At 41.9% G+C, this 17,017-nt stretch carries 18 protein-coding genes; 15 read left to right on the top strand and 3 right to left on the bottom strand.

Features of this window, described 5'->3' with window-relative positions; translation table 11 throughout:
* Window positions 1-25 precede the first annotated feature (25 nt).
* The gene (locus ACEN9X_RS05115; RefSeq protein ID WP_413669380.1) at window positions 26-244 is read left to right on the top strand and encodes a hypothetical protein; all 219 of its coding nucleotides are present in this window, start codon (window positions 26-28) and stop codon (window positions 242-244) included.
* Between the two features lie 300 nt (window positions 245-544).
* Here ACEN9X_RS05115 and ACEN9X_RS05110 read toward each other — a convergent pair whose 3' ends face one another.
* The 3 genes from ACEN9X_RS05110 to metK all read right to left on the bottom strand — a co-directional run bounded on the left by ACEN9X_RS05110 (window position 545) and on the right by metK (window position 4,148).
* Window positions 545-1,618 (bottom strand): AAA family ATPase, encoded by a 1,074-nt coding sequence (locus tag ACEN9X_RS05110; RefSeq protein WP_413669379.1) that lies wholly within the window; start codon window positions 1,616-1,618, stop codon window positions 545-547.
* Between the two features lie 503 nt (window positions 1,619-2,121).
* On the bottom strand, window positions 2,122-2,640 hold the full coding sequence (locus ACEN9X_RS05105) for a hypothetical protein (RefSeq protein WP_413669378.1): 519 nt from the start codon (window positions 2,638-2,640) through the stop codon (window positions 2,122-2,124).
* 257 nt (window positions 2,641-2,897) lie between these two features.
* Entirely contained in the window at window positions 2,898-4,148 is a 1,251-nt protein-coding gene (metK, locus tag ACEN9X_RS05100) for a methionine adenosyltransferase (protein WP_413669377.1), read from the bottom strand.
* 217 nt (window positions 4,149-4,365) lie between these two features.
* Here metK and ACEN9X_RS05095 point away from each other — a divergent pair, with 217 nt between their 5' ends.
* The 14 genes from ACEN9X_RS05095 (at window position 4,366) to nuoF (ending at window position 16,903) form a co-directional block, all read left to right on the top strand.
* Window positions 4,366-5,253 carry a diacylglycerol/lipid kinase family protein gene (locus tag ACEN9X_RS05095; protein WP_413669376.1) on the top strand — a complete coding sequence of 296 codons (888 nt, stop codon included), beginning with the start codon at window positions 4,366-4,368 and terminating at the stop codon, window positions 5,251-5,253.
* 5 nt (window positions 5,254-5,258) lie between these two features.
* A complete protein-coding gene (locus tag ACEN9X_RS05090) occupies window positions 5,259-5,594 on the top strand; it encodes a translation initiation factor (RefSeq protein ID WP_413669375.1) in 336 nt (111 codons plus the stop codon).
* 429 nt (window positions 5,595-6,023) lie between these two features.
* Window positions 6,024-6,857 carry a MotA/TolQ/ExbB proton channel family protein gene (locus ACEN9X_RS05085; RefSeq protein ID WP_274986920.1) on the top strand — a complete coding sequence of 278 codons (834 nt, stop codon included), beginning with the start codon at window positions 6,024-6,026 and terminating at the stop codon, window positions 6,855-6,857.
* 90 nt (window positions 6,858-6,947) lie between these two features.
* Window positions 6,948-7,574 carry an ExbD/TolR family protein gene (locus ACEN9X_RS05080; RefSeq protein WP_413669374.1) on the top strand — a complete coding sequence of 209 codons (627 nt, stop codon included), beginning with the start codon at window positions 6,948-6,950 and terminating at the stop codon, window positions 7,572-7,574.
* Between the two features lie 9 nt (window positions 7,575-7,583).
* A complete protein-coding gene (locus ACEN9X_RS05075) occupies window positions 7,584-8,129 on the top strand; it encodes an ExbD/TolR family protein (RefSeq protein ID WP_413669373.1) in 546 nt (181 codons plus the stop codon).
* Between the two features lie 40 nt (window positions 8,130-8,169).
* Complete coding sequence (locus ACEN9X_RS05070; RefSeq protein ID WP_274986923.1) at window positions 8,170-9,000, top strand: energy transducer TonB; 831 nt, start codon at window positions 8,170-8,172, stop codon at window positions 8,998-9,000.
* Window positions 9,001-9,223: 223 nt separating this feature from the next.
* On the top strand, window positions 9,224-10,150 hold the full coding sequence (locus tag ACEN9X_RS05065) for a PstS family phosphate ABC transporter substrate-binding protein (RefSeq protein WP_413669372.1): 927 nt from the start codon (window positions 9,224-9,226) through the stop codon (window positions 10,148-10,150).
* 10 nt (window positions 10,151-10,160) lie between these two features.
* Window positions 10,161-11,855, top strand: coding sequence for a tetratricopeptide repeat protein (locus ACEN9X_RS05060; RefSeq protein WP_413669371.1), 1,695 nt, complete (start codon window positions 10,161-10,163; stop codon window positions 11,853-11,855).
* Between the two features lie 179 nt (window positions 11,856-12,034).
* The gene (locus ACEN9X_RS05055) at window positions 12,035-12,406 is read left to right on the top strand and encodes an NADH-quinone oxidoreductase subunit A (RefSeq protein ID WP_091217156.1); all 372 of its coding nucleotides are present in this window, start codon (window positions 12,035-12,037) and stop codon (window positions 12,404-12,406) included.
* 249 nt (window positions 12,407-12,655) lie between these two features.
* A complete protein-coding gene (locus tag ACEN9X_RS05050) occupies window positions 12,656-13,198 on the top strand; it encodes an NADH-quinone oxidoreductase subunit B (RefSeq protein ID WP_091175781.1) in 543 nt (180 codons plus the stop codon).
* Window positions 13,198-13,701 carry an NADH-quinone oxidoreductase subunit C gene (locus ACEN9X_RS05045; protein ID WP_413669370.1) on the top strand — a complete coding sequence of 168 codons (504 nt, stop codon included), beginning with the start codon at window positions 13,198-13,200 and terminating at the stop codon, window positions 13,699-13,701. Before ACEN9X_RS05050 ends, ACEN9X_RS05045 begins: the two co-directional genes overlap by 1 nt.
* Window positions 13,702-13,812: 111 nt before the next feature.
* On the top strand, window positions 13,813-15,024 hold the full coding sequence (locus tag ACEN9X_RS05040; RefSeq protein WP_208864805.1) for an NADH-quinone oxidoreductase subunit D: 1,212 nt from the start codon (window positions 13,813-13,815) through the stop codon (window positions 15,022-15,024).
* Complete coding sequence (gene nuoE / locus ACEN9X_RS05035; protein ID WP_413669369.1) at window positions 15,017-15,541, top strand: NADH-quinone oxidoreductase subunit NuoE; 525 nt, start codon at window positions 15,017-15,019, stop codon at window positions 15,539-15,541. The genes ACEN9X_RS05040 and nuoE overlap by 8 nt, the downstream gene beginning before the upstream one ends.
* A gap of 3 nt (window positions 15,542-15,544) precedes the next feature.
* Window positions 15,545-16,903, top strand: coding sequence for an NADH-quinone oxidoreductase subunit NuoF (gene nuoF, locus ACEN9X_RS05030; protein WP_112575916.1), 1,359 nt, complete (start codon window positions 15,545-15,547; stop codon window positions 16,901-16,903).
* The last annotated feature ends 114 nt before the right edge of the window (window positions 16,904-17,017 follow it).

Genomic DNA, 17,017 nt, shown 5'->3' with positions numbered 1-17,017 from the left:
GAGACTGTAAATAATTTTATAAGCTATGATACCAATTACTGAAACCAAAGACGACTTAGCCCTTCTTATCAATGATATAGTGAGGAAACACATGCTTGACACTATAGACCCTGATTTGAGAAAAAAACTATCGGATACGAAAGGTGATATTGTTTTTGATTTTAAAAACAATACGTTTATAGTAAAAGCTAATGATGAGGAATTAAAAAATGCAATAGTTGAAGATTGGAAGTCAAAGCGATAATACAAAGAAAAAAATCCCGGTCTTATGACCGGGTTAAAAAATAAAAAAACCAGAATGGTAGATGTTATAGTAGAGTGACTGAGGAAAGTTTAAACCTCTAACATACCAGCATCGGCGTACTCGTAACTTTTGCTAAATGCATCATCAGTTAGTAGAAGAGTCACGAGTACCTCACATCTCAACCCTGCTGCCGCAAGCGTCCTCGCTTGTGGCCCGCGTTTAGGTCTGCTATGTGAAAAGCCGCTCGCATAACTTAGCATGAAGCCCACAACCGAGGACGCTCGCGGTAGCAAATGTGTCTCATCCCCCCGCAACCCCCAACACCCTATTCACCGCCGATAAACTCATCTCCAACCTGCCGGCAATCTGCCTTTGGCTCAAACCCTGTTTGTGAAGCGCGAGTACATCTGCTGCCCGGCGTTGCCGTTCGATTTGGCTGTAGCGGCGCAGGTGTTTAACCTCGTTATCGGTATGGGAAAATACAAATTTTAAAAAGCCGTTTTGCCTTTCCAGTTTGCCGAGGCATACGTTATGGCTACCATACATTTCGGCGGTGCTGCGTTGTTTTACCTGTTTAAGATAGCGGTAGCCGGGTAGTGTCTGGCTTTCGGCCATGGCGAAGGCGCTGTCGGCAAAGTTGATGAGCATTTTGCTGCCTTGCAGGTCGTTGCGGGTGATGGGCAGGGCCGGATTGCGTTTGGGGGTATGGGCCAGTACCAGGATGCTGAGGCCGTGGCGGGTTTTGAGCAGCTTAAGCTGTTTCATGAGCGAGAGGGCCTGGCTGCTGCGCTCGGTGCCGTTGCGCAGGCAGGTGATGTTATCAATAATGAGTACCCTGGCATCGGTACGTTTAATGGCGCGACTAAGACCGTGGGTGATGAACTCGTCAAAAGTTTTAAAATCATGCGGCAGACCGGTCATCTGGTTAAATTCGCCGCGGTAAAAATTTTCGTGAAAAGTGTGGGTGCTGCCGCCGTCGGTGTAGCGCTGTTCAAACTGTTTGCCGCTCAGCTCAAAATCAATGTATAGTACGGGGTTGGGTTCGGCATCCATTTTAAAAGGTGTAATGGCTTCGCCGCGGGCAATGCTATCGCCCAGTTGCACGGCCAGCAGGCTTTTGCCCATATTGGTATCGGCAAACAGGATGCACAGCTCGCCCTCGAGCCAAAACTCGCCAAACAGCATGTGTGGTGTCTGGTGCCCGCGTTCCATCTCCATCCACGCACTGGCTTGGTGAATAATGAACAGATCGGGGATGCCATCCGGATCATAAACCCTTGGGCGGATTCCTTTTTTAGCGTCTCTGCGCGCCGCATCGCGCACATTGGTGCGGATCATTTCCACAACCAGTGGTCTTCCATTTTTTTCAATCATAGTATTATGTCATCGATAAATTGAGGCTTAGTCTTTAGGCCAAAGTCATAAGTGCCAGGTACAGAAGCAAAAAAAGACTTCAGACTTAATACTATTGACTTAATACTAAGGACTATTGACTTAACAAGTGTCACCCGGAAGGATTTTCGTAAGCCCTCTCCTTTGGAGAGGGTTGGGTGAGGTTCAAATTTACCGGTAACAGTTTGCAATAATGGTGGCACTGTTTTGTCAGTACCCCCGATGAATAATCGGGGTAGCCATAAAAAAATTAGAAAAAATAACAGAAAATTGCGGAAAATGCCTGTCGTAAAATCAGGTTAAACTATTGGCGTAATAGATCATGAAATTCACTCGTGAAAGGTTTAATTGCTGATAGTCAGATATTTAATGATGTTTCGCTAAAAATGATAATCTGTTGATTTTTAGCATGTTTCATAAAATGCCTGTCCCGCGTTTTAACGCTCAAAAAATGGAACACCTGTGATTTTTAAGAAAAAGAGCCATCAGGCTATTTCACTTTTTTTTCGGGAATCAAAAAATTGGGACACCTCATTTGTTACAAATGATGGGTGCAAATGGAATACTACTTTAATTTGAAGTATTACGCTTATGATCACGATAGCCAGCCACGCTGCAAACCATTTAACCGAAAGCCGGGTATCGGTAACAGCCTTAAAAAAGAGCACAGTCATCACCAGCAGTGCAAATGTTAACGCATAAGTAAATTGCTGCCAACTGCTGACAGGTAAAAACCTAAATGCGTAAGTTGAAAACATGGTGCAGCTTCCGGCCAGGCAGGCAAACGCTATACGCCTGATAAATATCCATTTGTTCTCTTTAAGCAAAACCATTGCGGCAATGGTGATAATCACCCATTTTATGGCTGCAACAATGTTGGATAGCAATATAATATCGGGTATAACCACATAGCCAAACTTTTGTTCAATGAACCATGCTGTTATCATAACTGACACAGCAAAATAAATGATAGCGGTTACGGCGTTCCGGGTATTAGCAGGCATTAACAGGCTCGGGGGATTTTGGGTGATAAATGTATGTATTTATAATTTAATAAGGAAACCCCTCCCAACCCTCCCCGGAGGGGAGGGCTTTTAAAAAACGCACTTATAGCCTCACCTAAATCCTCTCCAAAGGAGAGGACTTTAAGAAAAAAAAGAGCTCCCTCTCCTTTGGAGAGGGCCGGGGTGAGGTTAAACAACAATAGCGACAGGTAACCCCATCGCTATTGTCTTATTCTTATATAAATAGGTGTAACTAATTACAAACCGAATGCTGTTTTAACCTGGTCAACGTAATCAAGTTTTTCCCAGGTAAACAGTTCAACTTCGCGCTCAAGCTTGCTGCCATCGTGGCCAACAAAAGTTTTGGTCACAACTTCATTTGGTCTGCCGAAGTGGCCGTAAGCTGCGGTTTCGCTGTAAATGGGGTTACGCAGTTTGAAACGGGTTTCGATGGCGTATGGGGTCATGTTAAAAATGCCTTCCACTTTTTTAGCGATCTCGCCGTCATGCAGGTCAACCTTGGCAGTGCCGTAAGTGTTTACATAAATGCCCATTGGCTGCGCCACACCGATAGCGTATGATACCTGTACAAGCACCTCATCGCACAAACCGGCAGCTACCAGGTTCTTGGCAATGTGACGGGTAGCGTAAGCAGCCGAGCGGTCAACTTTTGAAGGGTCTTTACCTGAGAAAGCGCCACCGCCGTGAGCACCTTTACCACCGTAGGTATCCACAATAATTTTACGACCGGTTAAGCCGGTATCACCATGCGGTCCGCCAATAACAAATTTACCGGTTGGGTTGATATGGTACTTAATATCGTCGTTAAAAAAGTGCGCGTATTTAGGATATTTAGCTTCAACACGTGGGATCAGGATGCTGATGATATCAGCTTTGATTTTAGCCAGCATGGCAGGCTCGTGGTCAAAATCATCGTGCTGGGTTGATATAACAATGGCATCAATACGTTGTGGTTTGTTATCGTCGCTATACTCCAAAGTAACCTGCGATTTTGCATCCGGGCGAAGGTATTTGATCTCGTTGTTTTCGCGGCGGATGGCTGCAAGCTCAATTAATAAGGCGTGGGCAATATCAAGGGCAAGCGGCATATAGTTATCGGTTTCAACGGTAGCATAACCAAACATCATGCCCTGGTCGCCGGCACCCTGCTCTTCTTTGGCGGTGCGGTCAACCCCCTGGTTGATATCAGGCGATTGCTCGTGGATGGCCGATAACACACCACATGAACTGCCGTCAAACATATATTCGCCTTTGGTGTACCCAATTTTGTTGATCACCTCGCGGGCAATCTTCTGTACATCCAGATAGGCTTTTGATTTTACTTCGCCGGCTAAAATAACCTGGCCTGTGGTTACCAGCGTTTCGCAGGCAACTTTCGATTCGGCATCAAATGCCAAGAAATGATCAATCAGCGCGTCCGAGATCTGATCAGCTACTTTATCCGGGTGACCTTCTGATACGGACTCTGAAGTAAATAAATATGACATAAAATTTAAATAAGTAAAATTAAAATCGACTGGGAGGGGCTTAAGACGGATCGAGTGGTAAAAAGAAGCATGGTTTTAGCACTTTTTTACGTGGTTGCAATCCGGCTCCATTGCAAAAAGGAGCATTAAATCAGTCCACATTCGGGCGGTAAAAATAAAACAAATTTCACAAAGCCGAAAATACATTTACTTTTGACGATTGAAATAATATATATAGTTGAAACGGAAAGCGTTATTTATAATAAACCCAATTTCGGGCGGGAAGAAGAAGGACGGGGTGCCTGAACTGATTAAAGATACTATTGATGCCGGTGTAATGGAGCCGGTTATAGCTTTTAGTGATGGCGTGGCACATGCAAGGGTTATCGCATCCGAAGCAGTAGGGAAATTTGATATAGTGGTTGCGGTTGGCGGCGATGGTACGGTTAATGAAGTAGCTTCGGCTATTGTTGATACTGATACCTCGCTTGGAATAGTGCCATTTGGCTCGGGCAATGGGCTTTCGAGGTTTTTGGGTATTCCGATGGATACAAAGAGTGCTATCAAAAACCTGGCATCAGGCCGTACCGAAATTATTGATTCGGCCAGGATTAACGGGCAGCCATTTTTTAACATGGCGGGGATGGGGTTTGATGCCCACATCAGCGAGATTTTTTCGCACGGCAAAAAACGTGGCTTTATCAGTTATATCAAATCGTCGATAAAAGAAGTGGTTGGCTATCAGTCGCAAAACTATCATATAGATATCGACGGAAAAAAATATGATTACAAAGCATTTATGCTCAGTATTGCAAATTCGTCGCAATACGGTAATAATGTGCACATATCGCCCAAGGCAAGTCTGCAGGATGGTTTGCTGGATGTTTGTGTGATTAAGCCTTTCCCGTTGTGGAGATTTCCGGAAATGAGCATGCGTATGCTGGTTAAGGCAACTGAAAGTTCAAAGTATGTAGAAATTATTCGCGGCAAACAGATCCTGATAAAAAGAGAACATACCGGCCCTATCCACCTGGATGGTGAACCCCAGGTAGCCGGTACAGGAATAGATATCAATATACTGCCCAATTCATTAAGAGTTATAGTTGGCCCGTCATTTAAAAACTGATCAATATGGCTAAGAAAAATTTTACCGGCGTAGTTTACTCAACTGATCCGGATTTTCAATACCAGGAAAACGGTGGGGGAGAGCAGGATACCCTACCGCCACAGCAACAAAACCTTAAAATATACCTTGACCGTAAGGGCGGTAGCAAACTGGTTACGCGTATTTCGGGCTTTATCGGCGCGGATGCCGACCTGGAAGCCGTAGGGAAAAAACTGAAATCCAAATGCGGGGTTGGAGGTTCTGTTAAGGACGGCGAGGTCCTGATCCAGGGCGATTTTAGGGACAAAGTGTTAATTTTACTGCAGGCAGATGGCTATAAAGCCAAAAAAGCAGGCGGGTAGTATTAACTAAACATTATAAACCGTAGTTTAACAGAATTATTTGAAAGGAGCGTTTTTAAACAAAGTGTGCAACTATATGTTACAAAGCTTGCATTGTAGTTAAATGTAACATGCAGCTTTTTATAAACTTTGAAAAAAAACACCTGATTTTAGCTTGGTAACACAAATTTTATATGTTATCACTTGCTATTTTTAAAAAAAATGGTTTTCATTGCAAATAATTGTGTTGGTAACACACAATAAATTTGTATTGTTGCGTTTATAAACACCAACAATACACAGAATGATATTCTGTATTAAAAAATTGTAAAGAATAACATAAATGGTTTTTTTAATTCAATAAAATTCTATTTTTGTTATTCCCAACAAACAGCGCATTTTAACTAACTTATAAAATAAACAAAAACAAAAACTAAAAATTCAAAAGTAATGGCAAACGCACCAACAAAACCAACTACTCCTGTTAAGAAAGAAAGCTCAAGTGCATCGGGCATGTTTGCTTCTTTAACTATTCCAATTTGTCTTATTGTTACAACTTGTATCTTTATATTCATTTTAGGTGATCCAAGCCACTTTAAAGGTGGTGATGTTAACGCTTATCCAACAGACATATTTGGAACAGTTCACAGTGGTGGTGTTATCGTACCAGTGATCATGGGCTTCTTATTAATGGTTATCGTTTTCTCTATCGAGCGTTTCATCGTTATCAGCAAAGCTTCAGGTACTGGTAGTGTTGACAGCTTCGTAAGGAAAATCCAGGCTCTTTTAAATGCAGGTAACATTGCAGGTGCTTCTGCAGAGTGCGACAAACAAAAAGGTTCTGTTGCTAACGTTATCAAATCAGCATTGAAAAAATATGGTGAAATGGAAGCTGAACCAAACCTTGACGTTGATCAAAAAACTTTAGCTATCCAAAAAGATATTGAAGAGGCTACTGCTTTGGAAATGCCAATGCTTGAGCAAAATTTAACTATCATCGCTACTTTGGTATCTATCGGTACATTAACCGGTCTGTTAGGTACGGTTGTGGGTATGATCAAAGCGTTCTCTTCATTAGCAACAGCCGGTGTACCTAACCAGGTTGAACTATCAGCTCACATTTCTGAAGCCTTGATCAACACTGCATTCGGTATCAGTACTTCTGCTATTTCAATTGTTATGTACAACGTGTTTACATCAAAAATTGACAAGCTTACTTACGCTATTGATGAAACCGGATTTAGCATTGTACAAACATTTGCTTCATCTCACAAAAATAAATAAGAATATATTAGTGCTTATGCCTCGTGCACAATAAGTTAGAGGCAAGATAGTTAATACTGAAACACTATATATTTTTAAGAAATTTTTAACATGGCAAGGATAAAAGTTCCAAGAAAGAGCACCGCAATTGACATGACCGCTATGTGCGACGTGGCGTTTCTGCTGCTTACTTTCTTCATCATGACCGCAAAAGTAAAAACCGAGGATCCGGTACCTATTGATATACCGAAGTCTTCAATCCAGCAGCCAGTACCTGAGTCTGATTTTGCTACAATATCTGTAGGTGATCAAAAAGCTTTCTTTGGTGTTGAAGGTGTTGATATCCGCAAGGAAACTTTGAACCAAATGGGTTCAATATATCATATGACCTTTACGCCTGAAGAACAAACCAGATTTTCTTCTATCAATTCATTTGGCGTGCCAATGAATCAGTTGAAACAGTTTATTGCTTTATCTGCCGATCAGCAAAAGAAATATGCTCAGCCGGGTATTCCGAGAGACTCTGTTTCGGCAGAGCTTACCAACTGGATTCGTCAGGCCCGTATAGCTACCAAAGCCTTACATAACAAGGAACTTCGTTTGGCTATTAAAGGTGATAGCAAAGAGGAATATCCGGTTATAAAGGATGTTATCGGTATTTTGCAAAAGCAAAAAGTTAACAAGTTTAGTTTAATTACGGATTTGGGCAGCGCCGGTGGTGGTGCAGCTAAAAAATAAAAGAAGACCATGGCAGAATTAGATACCTCCGGGGGAGGCAAACACAAAGGCGGTAAGGTTCGCAGTAAAAAGCAATCAACCCGTGTAGATTTAACCGCGATGGTTGACCTGGCTTTCTTGTTGATCACCTTCTTCATCATGACCACTACACTCGCTAAACCAAAGGCGATGGATTTGGCTATGCCTGATAAAGATGAGAAAACAAAAGATCAGCTGGATATTGCCGCTTCTCGTTCGATGACCATTTTATTGGGAAGCGACGATAAATTGGAGTGGTATATCGGCGAGCCGGGAAAATCGGCACCAACAATTGACAACTTCGGTCCGAATGGATTGCGTAAAACGTTAATTGAAAAAAGTAAAGAAGTACAGCAAAAAACAGGCAAATACATGTTTGTTGTGATCAAACCAAGCGATAAATCAAAATATAAAAATATGGTTAGCACGCTTGATGAGATTAACATAGCAAATATCCAGAGCTACGGCATTGTAGATATATCTGCACCGGAGATCGAGTTGCTGAAAAAAGACGGCTTGTACAACGATAATAAATAGTATTAAATAACGTTATTAATTTCCATTAAAGCCTTAACAGATGTTAGGATCAAAATTAGACATACTAAAGCAGGAATGGATCGACGTTGTTTTTAGTAATCGTAATAAAGCCTATGGGGCTTACGAGTTAAGAAAGGAAAATTCGAAAAACACCAGCAGGTCATTGATCATCGCTATCGTGGTTTTTGTATTTATAGTTTCTTTACCAACTATCATCAACAAGATCAAAGGTCTTATCCCTGCGAAAGACGAAAAAGTGAAGATAACAGACGTGGTTCTGTTACCTCCACCACCGGTTGACCAAACCAAAAAACCACCTCCGCCGCCACCTGAACCACCAAAACCAAAGGTAGACCAGGTACGTTTCCCTCCTCCGGTTGTAAAACCAGATAATGAGGTTAAGGAGAAAGATCCGCCAACTGTAAAAGAGCTTGCTGTTGCGGATCCGGGTCAAAAAGACCAAAAAGGTGATCCTAACGCCGAAATCAGAATTGATGAGCCGGTAGGTAATTCAGACGTTAAACAAGTGGTAGAGGCCGATCCTAACCAGATCTTTACTTCGGTTGAGCAGGTTCCGGAATTTGCCGGCGGTTTAGAGAAATTTGGTCAGTACCTGAGCAAAAATATCAGGTATCCGGCTGTAGCCCGTGAAAACAATACACAAGGTCGTGTAATTTGTACATTCGTTGTGGAAAAAGATGGTTCTTTAACTGACATTAAAGTTGTTAGGGGCATCGGCAGCGGTTGCGACGAAGAAGCGGTTCGTGTATTGAAAAATTCACCAAAATGGAAACCTGGTATACAAAACGGTCGTCCGGTTCGTGTACAATACAGTGTTCCAATTAGCTTTACTTTAGCATCTGAAGAATAAGTAATGCCATTTAATTACAATAAAGAGCAAAAATCGCCCAAAAGGCGGTTTTTGCTTATTTTAGGAACCGCTGCATTTATTTGCTTCGTGGTTTTAGGTCTCATGATTATGTTCTGGGACGCGCTTCCGTTACAACTGCAACATTACCAACGTTTACTTTTCGGTGCGTTTATTATTGGCTACGCGATTTTAAGGTTTTCAAGATTGTTTAAGAAGGATCAGTATGAAGATTAATTTACGGGTTGTATACGTATCGATCTTATTTGTTTCGATGGCCTCTTTACAGGCTTGTAAACAGAAACAAGTAAAATCTGTACCAACCGATGGCTTCAACACAGGAAGGGCAACTTTTGCTGCCGATGAGTCTTTTTCGCCTATAATAGCACAGGAAGAATACGTTTACAGGAGCCGGTACCCCAACGCCGACCCGGTATTTGTTTATAAAACAGAAAACCAGGCTGTAAATATGTTGTTAAATGACAGTGTAAGGGTTGCCGTATTATCACGTGATCTGGATACTGCCGAACGTAATATAATCACCCGCCGTTCGTTGGATGTTCAAGTTATACCTTTTGCAGTAGATGCAATTACATTAATAGTAAATAAAGCATCGGGCGATACTACTATAACGGTTGCCCAACTAAAGAAAGAACTTAATGGCCAGGGTGTCGGAAACAAAACTATAGTTTTTGATAATCCAAACTCAAGTTTGGTAAGATATTTGAAGGATTTCTCTGGAAATAAGGAGTTTAAACAAAAAAACATTTATGCTCTAAAGTCAAATATTGATGTTATTAAATACGTAAGTGAGCATTCGGATGCTATGGGTATTATAGGTTTTAGCTGGATTAACAACCCTGAAGAAGCCTATGCCGGTTATGTTGACAAAGTGAAAATAGTGGGTGTTAAAGATGAGGGGAATAAGAAGTACCCTAACGAATTTTTTAAACCTTCGCAGGAATCACTTGTCTTAAAACAGTACCCTTTAAGCAGGGCGCTATATTTGGTTAATTGTTCGAGTAAAAATGGTTTAGCCGCCGGTTTTGTTACGTTCTTAGCCAGTGATGTAGGGCAACGGATCATATTGAAATCGGGTTTATTACCTGATTCGATCCCGCCGAGAGAAATAATTTTAAAAAGTAAACTATAACTAAATAAAGATGAAAATGATCAGTAAAATAGCTAAGGCTTCATTAGGACTGGTATTTTTAGGTTCATCATCAGTTTTTGCGCAAAGTCTTGCCGACGCCAAAAAAGCTATTGACGCCGAACAATATCAGAAAGCAGAGTCGATGCTCAAAACGCTTACTACAACTCAGCCAGCTAAAGATGAAAATTTCTTTTACCTGGGTTGGGTGTACATTAAACAGGACTATTCTGATTCGGCGAAAGTCGTTTTCAATAAAGGTATTGCCGCAAATCCAAAATCAGCATTAAATTATGCCGGTTTAGGCGCTGTTGCCCGCTTAGATAAGGATAATGCAGGCGCTACAACTAACTTTAACCAGGCTGTGGCTTTGGCAGGTAAGGATGCAAAACCTTACACTTATGTAGGTTTATCATATTTGTTACCTACAACTACCGATAAAAAAATTGCACCTGCTGATGCGGATGCTGCTATTGCAGTTTTAACTAAAGGAAAAGCCATCAATGCAAAAGATGTTGATTTGCTTATCGCTTTAGGTGATGCTTACCGCTCGGTATTAAAAAGTAACGAAGCTTATTCAAACTATTCCGACGCTTCTACGCTTGACCCTAAAAATCCGGCTGCCAAAGTTGCAACCGGTGTATTGTATAAATTTGCTAATAACTTTGATGGTTCTGAGCAGCAATTTAAAGATGCATTGGCTATTAATGCAAACTACGGCCCGGCTTACCGCGAATGGGCTGAAACCGATTTGCGCTGGTCTTTAACAGATCCTAAGATGGCTTCTGCTAAAATTAAAGAAGCTGTTGATCATTACAAACAATACCTGAGCTTAACAGATCAGTCAGTTGAGTCACAAATGCGTTATGCCGACTTCCTGATCCTTGCAGGCGATTACAAAACCTTGCAACAGGTTACAACTGATCTTTCAAAATCAGCAGGCAGCAATGCAAGGGTTTATCGTTATCTGGCTTATGCTGCTTTCGAAAACAAAGATTATCAAAATGGTTTAACTGCGATTAACACATGGTTCCAGAAAGCTGATCCAAAACGTATCATACCTCGTGATTATTTATATCAGGGCCGTTTGCAAATGGCTACAGGTCAGGATTCAATAGGTATTAACACCCTGAAAAAAGCTTTAGAGCTTGACAGCACTCAAACTGATGTTTACGGTGAAATTGCTAAGGCATTATATCACCAGAAAAAGTATGAGCAGGCAGGTGATGCTTACCGTCAGGTTACTTTGAAAGCTGGCCGTAACGTGAAATTGACTGACTATTTTTACGAAGGTATCAGCTACTATTTTGGTTATGACGAAAAGAAGCCAAATGCCGATTCACTGCTTGTAAGGGCCGATTCAGCGTTTAGCTATGTAAACCAAAAAAGCCCAACTACGGCTGATGGTTACCTATACCGTGCTTATGTTAACGATATGAAAGAAAAAGATCGTAACAACATTAACGGTTATGCTAAACCATTTTATGAAAAATACATTGAGCTGGTAACAGCGAAAGGTGCTGCAGATGATAAAACTAAAAAGAGCCTGGCTAATGCTTATGCTTACTTAGGTACTTACTACGAGTACAAAGAAAAAGATGATGCAAAAGCAACTGAAAACTTCACTAAAGCGCGGGAAAGTGATCCTACCAACAAACAGGCGGTAGCGTTCTTTCAACGCAAAGGCGGAGCAGGTAAAAGCAAATAACATAAACTTTAATTGATATAAGGAGGCCTCTTGAAAAAGAGGCCTTTTTTATTTGCGTGATTTGCAAAATTGATTTAATGAACCAATTCAGTTATCAAGATTGGTAATGAATTGCAGAAATGATTAATAACCTTATAAATCACACTTTTTTATTATTAAGGCATTAGTATATTTGCAGCATGGAAGCACAAAGTTTACCGGTTAATTATTTACCCATCATATTTCAAATGTTGGTGGCTTTAGGGTTTGTGGTAACAACAATGTTTGTAACACACAAAATAGGCCCTAAAAGAAAAACAAAAGATAAGTTAACTCCGTTTGAATCGGGTATTGAGGTGGTGGGTAATGCCCGTACACCAATCTCTATTAAATATTTCCTTGTAGCCATTTTGTTTGTGCTGTTTGACGTGGAGGTTATTTTTATGTATCCCTGGGCGGTAAATTTCAAGGCTTTAGGTACCACCGGCCTTATTGAAATGTTCATTTTTATGGCTACGCTTTTGCTGGGTTTTATCTACGTAATAAAAAAGGGCGCTTTAGACTGGGATTAATTAAATGTGCAGATTTCGGATGTGCGAATATGCAGATGAAGGAGTTCTTTTAATTCTGAAATTTAATAAATCATCTGCACATTTGAAATTTGCATATCTGCACATCAAAGGATTAGGGAATTCTTTTTTAGATTGATTCTAAATATAGTCCCTGCAAGCCTATAGTGTACATTTTACATCGTTATTATTGTAAATTTGCTCCCATTATCCACATTTAGTGGACGATGATTTTTCTATCAATTTAGTTCAATGAGTGATATTCAATTAGTTGATGCCCCCGCCGGAGTTGAAGGCGCCGGGTTTTTTGCTACCTCGCTTGATAAAGTAATAGGTATAGCACGCTCAAATTCATTGTGGCCTTTACCCTTCGCCACATCATGCTGCGGTATCGAATTTATGGCTACTATGGCATCTCACTATGATCTTTCGCGTTTTGGTGCCGAGCGTTTGAGTTTTTCACCGCGTCAGGCCGATTTGCTGATGGTTATGGGTACCATAGCTAAGAAGATGGCGCCTGTGTTACGCCAGGTTTACCTGCAAATGGCCGAGCCTCGTTGGGTAATGGCAGTAGGTGCCTGTGCTTCAAGTGGTGGTATATTTGATACTTACTCAGTTTTGCAGGGTATTGATGAGGTGATTCCGGTTGACGTTTATGTACCCGGTTGCCCTCCAAGGCCTGAGGCTATTATTGATGGTTTTATGAATATTCAGGAACTGGTTAAAACGGAATCACTGCGTCGCAGAAACGAACCTAAGTACCAGGAGTTATTAGCTAAATACGGGATTCAATAATGGCCGCTATACCTAACGAAGACATAGTAAAAGCAATAGGCGATAAATTTGCCGACGCTGTAACAGTTATAGGTGAACCTTATGGCTTACTTACTGTTGAAACCGGTCGCGAACAGATCATCGATCTGCTTACGTTTTTGAAAACCGATCCCTCGTTTAAATTTACTTTTTTAACAGATATTACCGGCATTCACTATCCTGAGCAGGAAAAGCAAATAGGTGTAATTTATCACCTGCACAGCTTAACCACCAATACCCGTATCAGGATCAAGGTGTTTTTGGCCGATGGCGATGTGCACATACCAACAGCTACTGTGCTTTGGGAAGGTGCTAACTGGATGGAACGCGAAACATACGACTTTTTCGGGGTTATTTTTGACGGGCACCCGGATTTGCGTCGTATCTTAAATGTTGACGACATGACTGCTTTCCCAATGCGTAAAGAGTTTCCTTTGGAAGACCCTAACCGTGTTGATAAGAAAGATTTCTATTTCGGAAGATAACATACTATAGAATCAAGAAATTGAGAATCGAGAAACAGGAAATCAAGAAGTAAGAATAAGTTTCATCTTGATTCTTGTCTTCCTGATTCCTGACTCTAATTAATAATACTGATGCAAAATCATCCTGTATATACAGATAACGATCCGCAAAGCGAGCTATCAACCCTTAACCTGGGCCCAACACACCCTGCTACGCACGGCGTGTTTCAAAATGTGCTTCAGCTTGATGGCGAACGTATCGTTAGCGGTGTATCAACCATTGGTTATATTCACCGCGCATTTGAAAAGATTGCCGAGCATAGGCCTTTTTACCAGATCACCCCACTTACCGACCGTTTAAATTATTGCTCATCACCTATCAATAACATGGGTTGGCACATGACGGTTGAAAAGCTTCTGAATATCCAAACTCCTAAACGTGTTGATTACCTGCGTGTAATTGTAATGGAGCTTGCCCGTATTGCCGATCACATTGTTTGTAACGGTGTATTAGGCGTAGATACCGGTGCTTTTACCGGCTTCCTTTACATGATGGAGCAACGTGAGGCTATCTATGAAATATACGAAGAGGTTTGCGGCTCACGCCTTACAACCAATATAGGCCGTATAGGTGGTTTTGAGCGTAACTTTAACAGTCGTGCATTTGATAAATTACGTGCGTTTTTAAAGAGCTTTCCTAAAACCCTTAAGGAGTTTGAAGGCTTGTTTAACCGTAACCGGATCTTTGTTGACCGTACACGCGACGTAGCTGCTGTAACTGCAGAAACCGCGTTGAGCTATAGCTGGACAGGCCCGTTATTACGTGCCGCCGGTGTTGATTACGACGTAAGGGCAATGAACCCGTACTCATCTTACGAAGACTTTGAATTTGAAGTGCCGGTTGGCGACAATGGCGATGTTTACAGCCGCTTTTTGGTTCGTAACGAAGAGATGTGGCAAAGCTTAAGGATTATTGAGCAGGCGCTTGTCAAGCTTGATAAAGAACCGGGCGACATTTTCCATGCTGATGTACCTGAATTTTACCTGCCTCCGAAAGAGGAAGTATATAATAACATGGAAGCTTTGATCTATCACTTTAAAATTGTGATGGGCGAAATTCCAACCCCAACTACCGAGGTTTATCATTCGGTTGAGGGCACTAACGGCGAACTGGGCTTTTACCTGGTTAATGACGGTGGCCGTTCACCTTACCGTTTGCATTTCCGCAGGCCAAGCTTCATCAATTACCAGATGTATGCCCCAATGAGCCGCGGTATGTTATTATCAGATGCTATTATTAACATGAGTAGTTTAAACGTTATAGCCGGAGAGTTAGATGCTTAGAGTTGACGAAGCTCAGGAACCGGTTGAATTTTCGCCGGCACTGATCAGCAAATTTGATGAAATAGTTAGCCGTTATCCGCAGGGTAAACAAAAATCGGGCTTATTGCCAATCCTTCACCTCGTTCAGGCAGAATTTGGCTGGGTAAGCGCACCTGCAATGGATAAGGTTGCCGAATATTTAAGCATCCTGCCTATTGAGGTGTATGAGGTTGCTACATTTTATACCATGTACTTTTTACGCCCGCAAGGCAAGTACGTACTGGAAGTTTGCCGTACAAGCGGCTGCTGCCTGGTAGGTGCCGAAAAGATCATGGATCATATTGAGGAAACCCTCGGTGTAAAAGAAGGTGAAGTTACTGCCGACGGCTTATTTAGCTGGAGAGGGGTGGAGTGCCTTGCTGCCTGCGGTTTTGGCCCGGTATTACAAATTGGCCCTGAATATACTTTTTATGAAAACCTGACCAACGAGTCGGTAGATAAATTGATCAGTGATTTAAAAGCGAAAGCTAAGAATTAAGTTATGGGACGGAAATTACTTTTAGAACATATAAACGTACCCGGCATCAATACTTTTGATGTTTACCGTTCAAAGGGTGGCTATGCTTCTGTTGAGAAAGCATTAAAAACCATGTCGCCCGAGGCGATTGTTGAAGAGGTTAAAAAATCAGGCTTGCGCGGTCGTGGTGGTGCAGGTTTCCCTACCGGTATGAAGTGGAGCTTTTTGGCGAAGCCAGAAGGTGTGGCACGTTACCTGGTTTGTAATGGTGATGAATCTGAACCGGGTACTTTTAAAGACCGTTATTTGATGACCTATATCCCTCACTTATTAATTGAGGGTATGATTGTATCAAGCTTTGCGCTTGGTGCTAATACATCATATATCTACCTGCGCGGCGAAATGATGCCACAGGTAAGGATCCTGGAAAGGGCTATCGCCGAAGCAAAAGCGAAAGGCTTTTTAGGTAAAAATATATTGGGTACCGGTTACGATCTCGAACTTTATGTTCAACCTGGTGGTGGTGCTTATATCTGCGGTGAAGAAACTGCATTGCTGGAATCATTGGAAGGTAAACGTGGTAATCCGCGTATTAAACCACCATTCCCGGCTATTGCCGGTTTATATGGCTGCCCAACCGTAGTTAATAACGTTGAATCAATTGCAGCTGTTGTGCCAATCATTAACGAAGGTGGCGATGAGTATGCTAAAATAGGTATCGGCCGTAGTACAGGTACCAAATTGATCTCGGCAGGTGGTAACCTGAAAAAACCGGGAGTTTATGAAATTGAACTCGGTGTACCTGTTGAAGAATTTATTTATTCGGATGAGTATTGCGGTGGTATCGCCAATGGCAAACGCTTAAAGGCTGTTGTTGCGGGTGGTTCATCAGTGCCGATTTTACCGGCTAACCTGATCCTGAAAACTATCAATAACGAAGCCCGTTTGATGAGCTATGAATCGTTATCGGATGGTGGTTTTGTAAGCGGTACCATGTTGGGTTCGGGCGGTTTCATCGCTTATGATGAAGATGCCTGTATCGTACGTAATACCTGGAACTTCGCCCGTTTTTATCATCATGAAAGCTGCGGACAATGTTCGCCTTGCCGTGAAGGTACCGGCTGGATGGAGAAAGTATTACATCGCCTTGAGTATGGTCATGGCAAAATGAGCGATATGGACCTGCTGGTTGATGTATCTAAAAAAATAGAAGGAAATACTATTTGTCCGTTGGGTGATGCGGCAGCATGGCCTGTGGCCAGTGCTATCCGCCATTTCAGGGATGAGTTTGAGTGGCATGTAACTAACGCAAGCGAAGCAACTTCAAGAAACTATGGTTTGGCGCATTACGCTGATCCGTTGAAAGTTGTAGAGACTGCGTAAACCCCTCTAAATCTCCCCGGAAGGGGAGACTTTAAAAATAAGGCCTCACAAAAGCCCTCCCCCTCGGGAGGGTTGGGTGGGGTTAATTAACAAACGACGTTATTATTAAATGTC

Source organism: Mucilaginibacter sp. Mucisp86 (assembly GCF_047324315.1).
GTDB lineage: Bacteria > Bacteroidota > Bacteroidia > Sphingobacteriales > Sphingobacteriaceae > Mucilaginibacter.
This window is presented reverse-complemented; position numbering and strand designations above follow the sequence as displayed.

Coding starts and splice junctions, on each gene's coding strand:
- ACEN9X_RS05060 (WP_413669371.1), top strand. CDS start 10,161: ATGAAAATGATCAGTAAAATAGCTAAGGCTTCATTAGGACTGGTATTT.
- ACEN9X_RS05065 (WP_413669372.1), top strand. CDS start 9,224: ATGAAGATTAATTTACGGGTTGTATACGTATCGATCTTATTTGTTTCG.
- nuoE (WP_413669369.1), top strand. CDS start 15,017: ATGCTTAGAGTTGACGAAGCTCAGGAACCGGTTGAATTTTCGCCGGCA.
- ACEN9X_RS05040 (WP_208864805.1), top strand. CDS start 13,813: ATGCAAAATCATCCTGTATATACAGATAACGATCCGCAAAGCGAGCTA.
- ACEN9X_RS05055 (WP_091217156.1), top strand. CDS start 12,035: ATGGAAGCACAAAGTTTACCGGTTAATTATTTACCCATCATATTTCAA.
- ACEN9X_RS05080 (WP_413669374.1), top strand. CDS start 6,948: ATGGCAAGGATAAAAGTTCCAAGAAAGAGCACCGCAATTGACATGACC.
- ACEN9X_RS05115 (WP_413669380.1), top strand. CDS start 26: ATGATACCAATTACTGAAACCAAAGACGACTTAGCCCTTCTTATCAAT.
- ACEN9X_RS05085 (WP_274986920.1), top strand. CDS start 6,024: ATGGCAAACGCACCAACAAAACCAACTACTCCTGTTAAGAAAGAAAGC.
- ACEN9X_RS05050 (WP_091175781.1), top strand. CDS start 12,656: ATGAGTGATATTCAATTAGTTGATGCCCCCGCCGGAGTTGAAGGCGCC.
- ACEN9X_RS05070 (WP_274986923.1), top strand. CDS start 8,170: ATGTTAGGATCAAAATTAGACATACTAAAGCAGGAATGGATCGACGTT.
- nuoF (WP_112575916.1), top strand. CDS start 15,545: ATGGGACGGAAATTACTTTTAGAACATATAAACGTACCCGGCATCAAT.
- ACEN9X_RS05075 (WP_413669373.1), top strand. CDS start 7,584: ATGGCAGAATTAGATACCTCCGGGGGAGGCAAACACAAAGGCGGTAAG.
- ACEN9X_RS05090 (WP_413669375.1), top strand. CDS start 5,259: ATGGCTAAGAAAAATTTTACCGGCGTAGTTTACTCAACTGATCCGGAT.
- metK (WP_413669377.1), bottom strand. CDS start 4,148: ATGTCATATTTATTTACTTCAGAGTCCGTATCAGAAGGTCACCCGGAT.
- ACEN9X_RS05105 (WP_413669378.1), bottom strand. CDS start 2,640: ATGCCTGCTAATACCCGGAACGCCGTAACCGCTATCATTTATTTTGCT.
- ACEN9X_RS05110 (WP_413669379.1), bottom strand. CDS start 1,618: ATGATTGAAAAAAATGGAAGACCACTGGTTGTGGAAATGATCCGCACC.
- ACEN9X_RS05045 (WP_413669370.1), top strand. CDS start 13,198: ATGGCCGCTATACCTAACGAAGACATAGTAAAAGCAATAGGCGATAAA.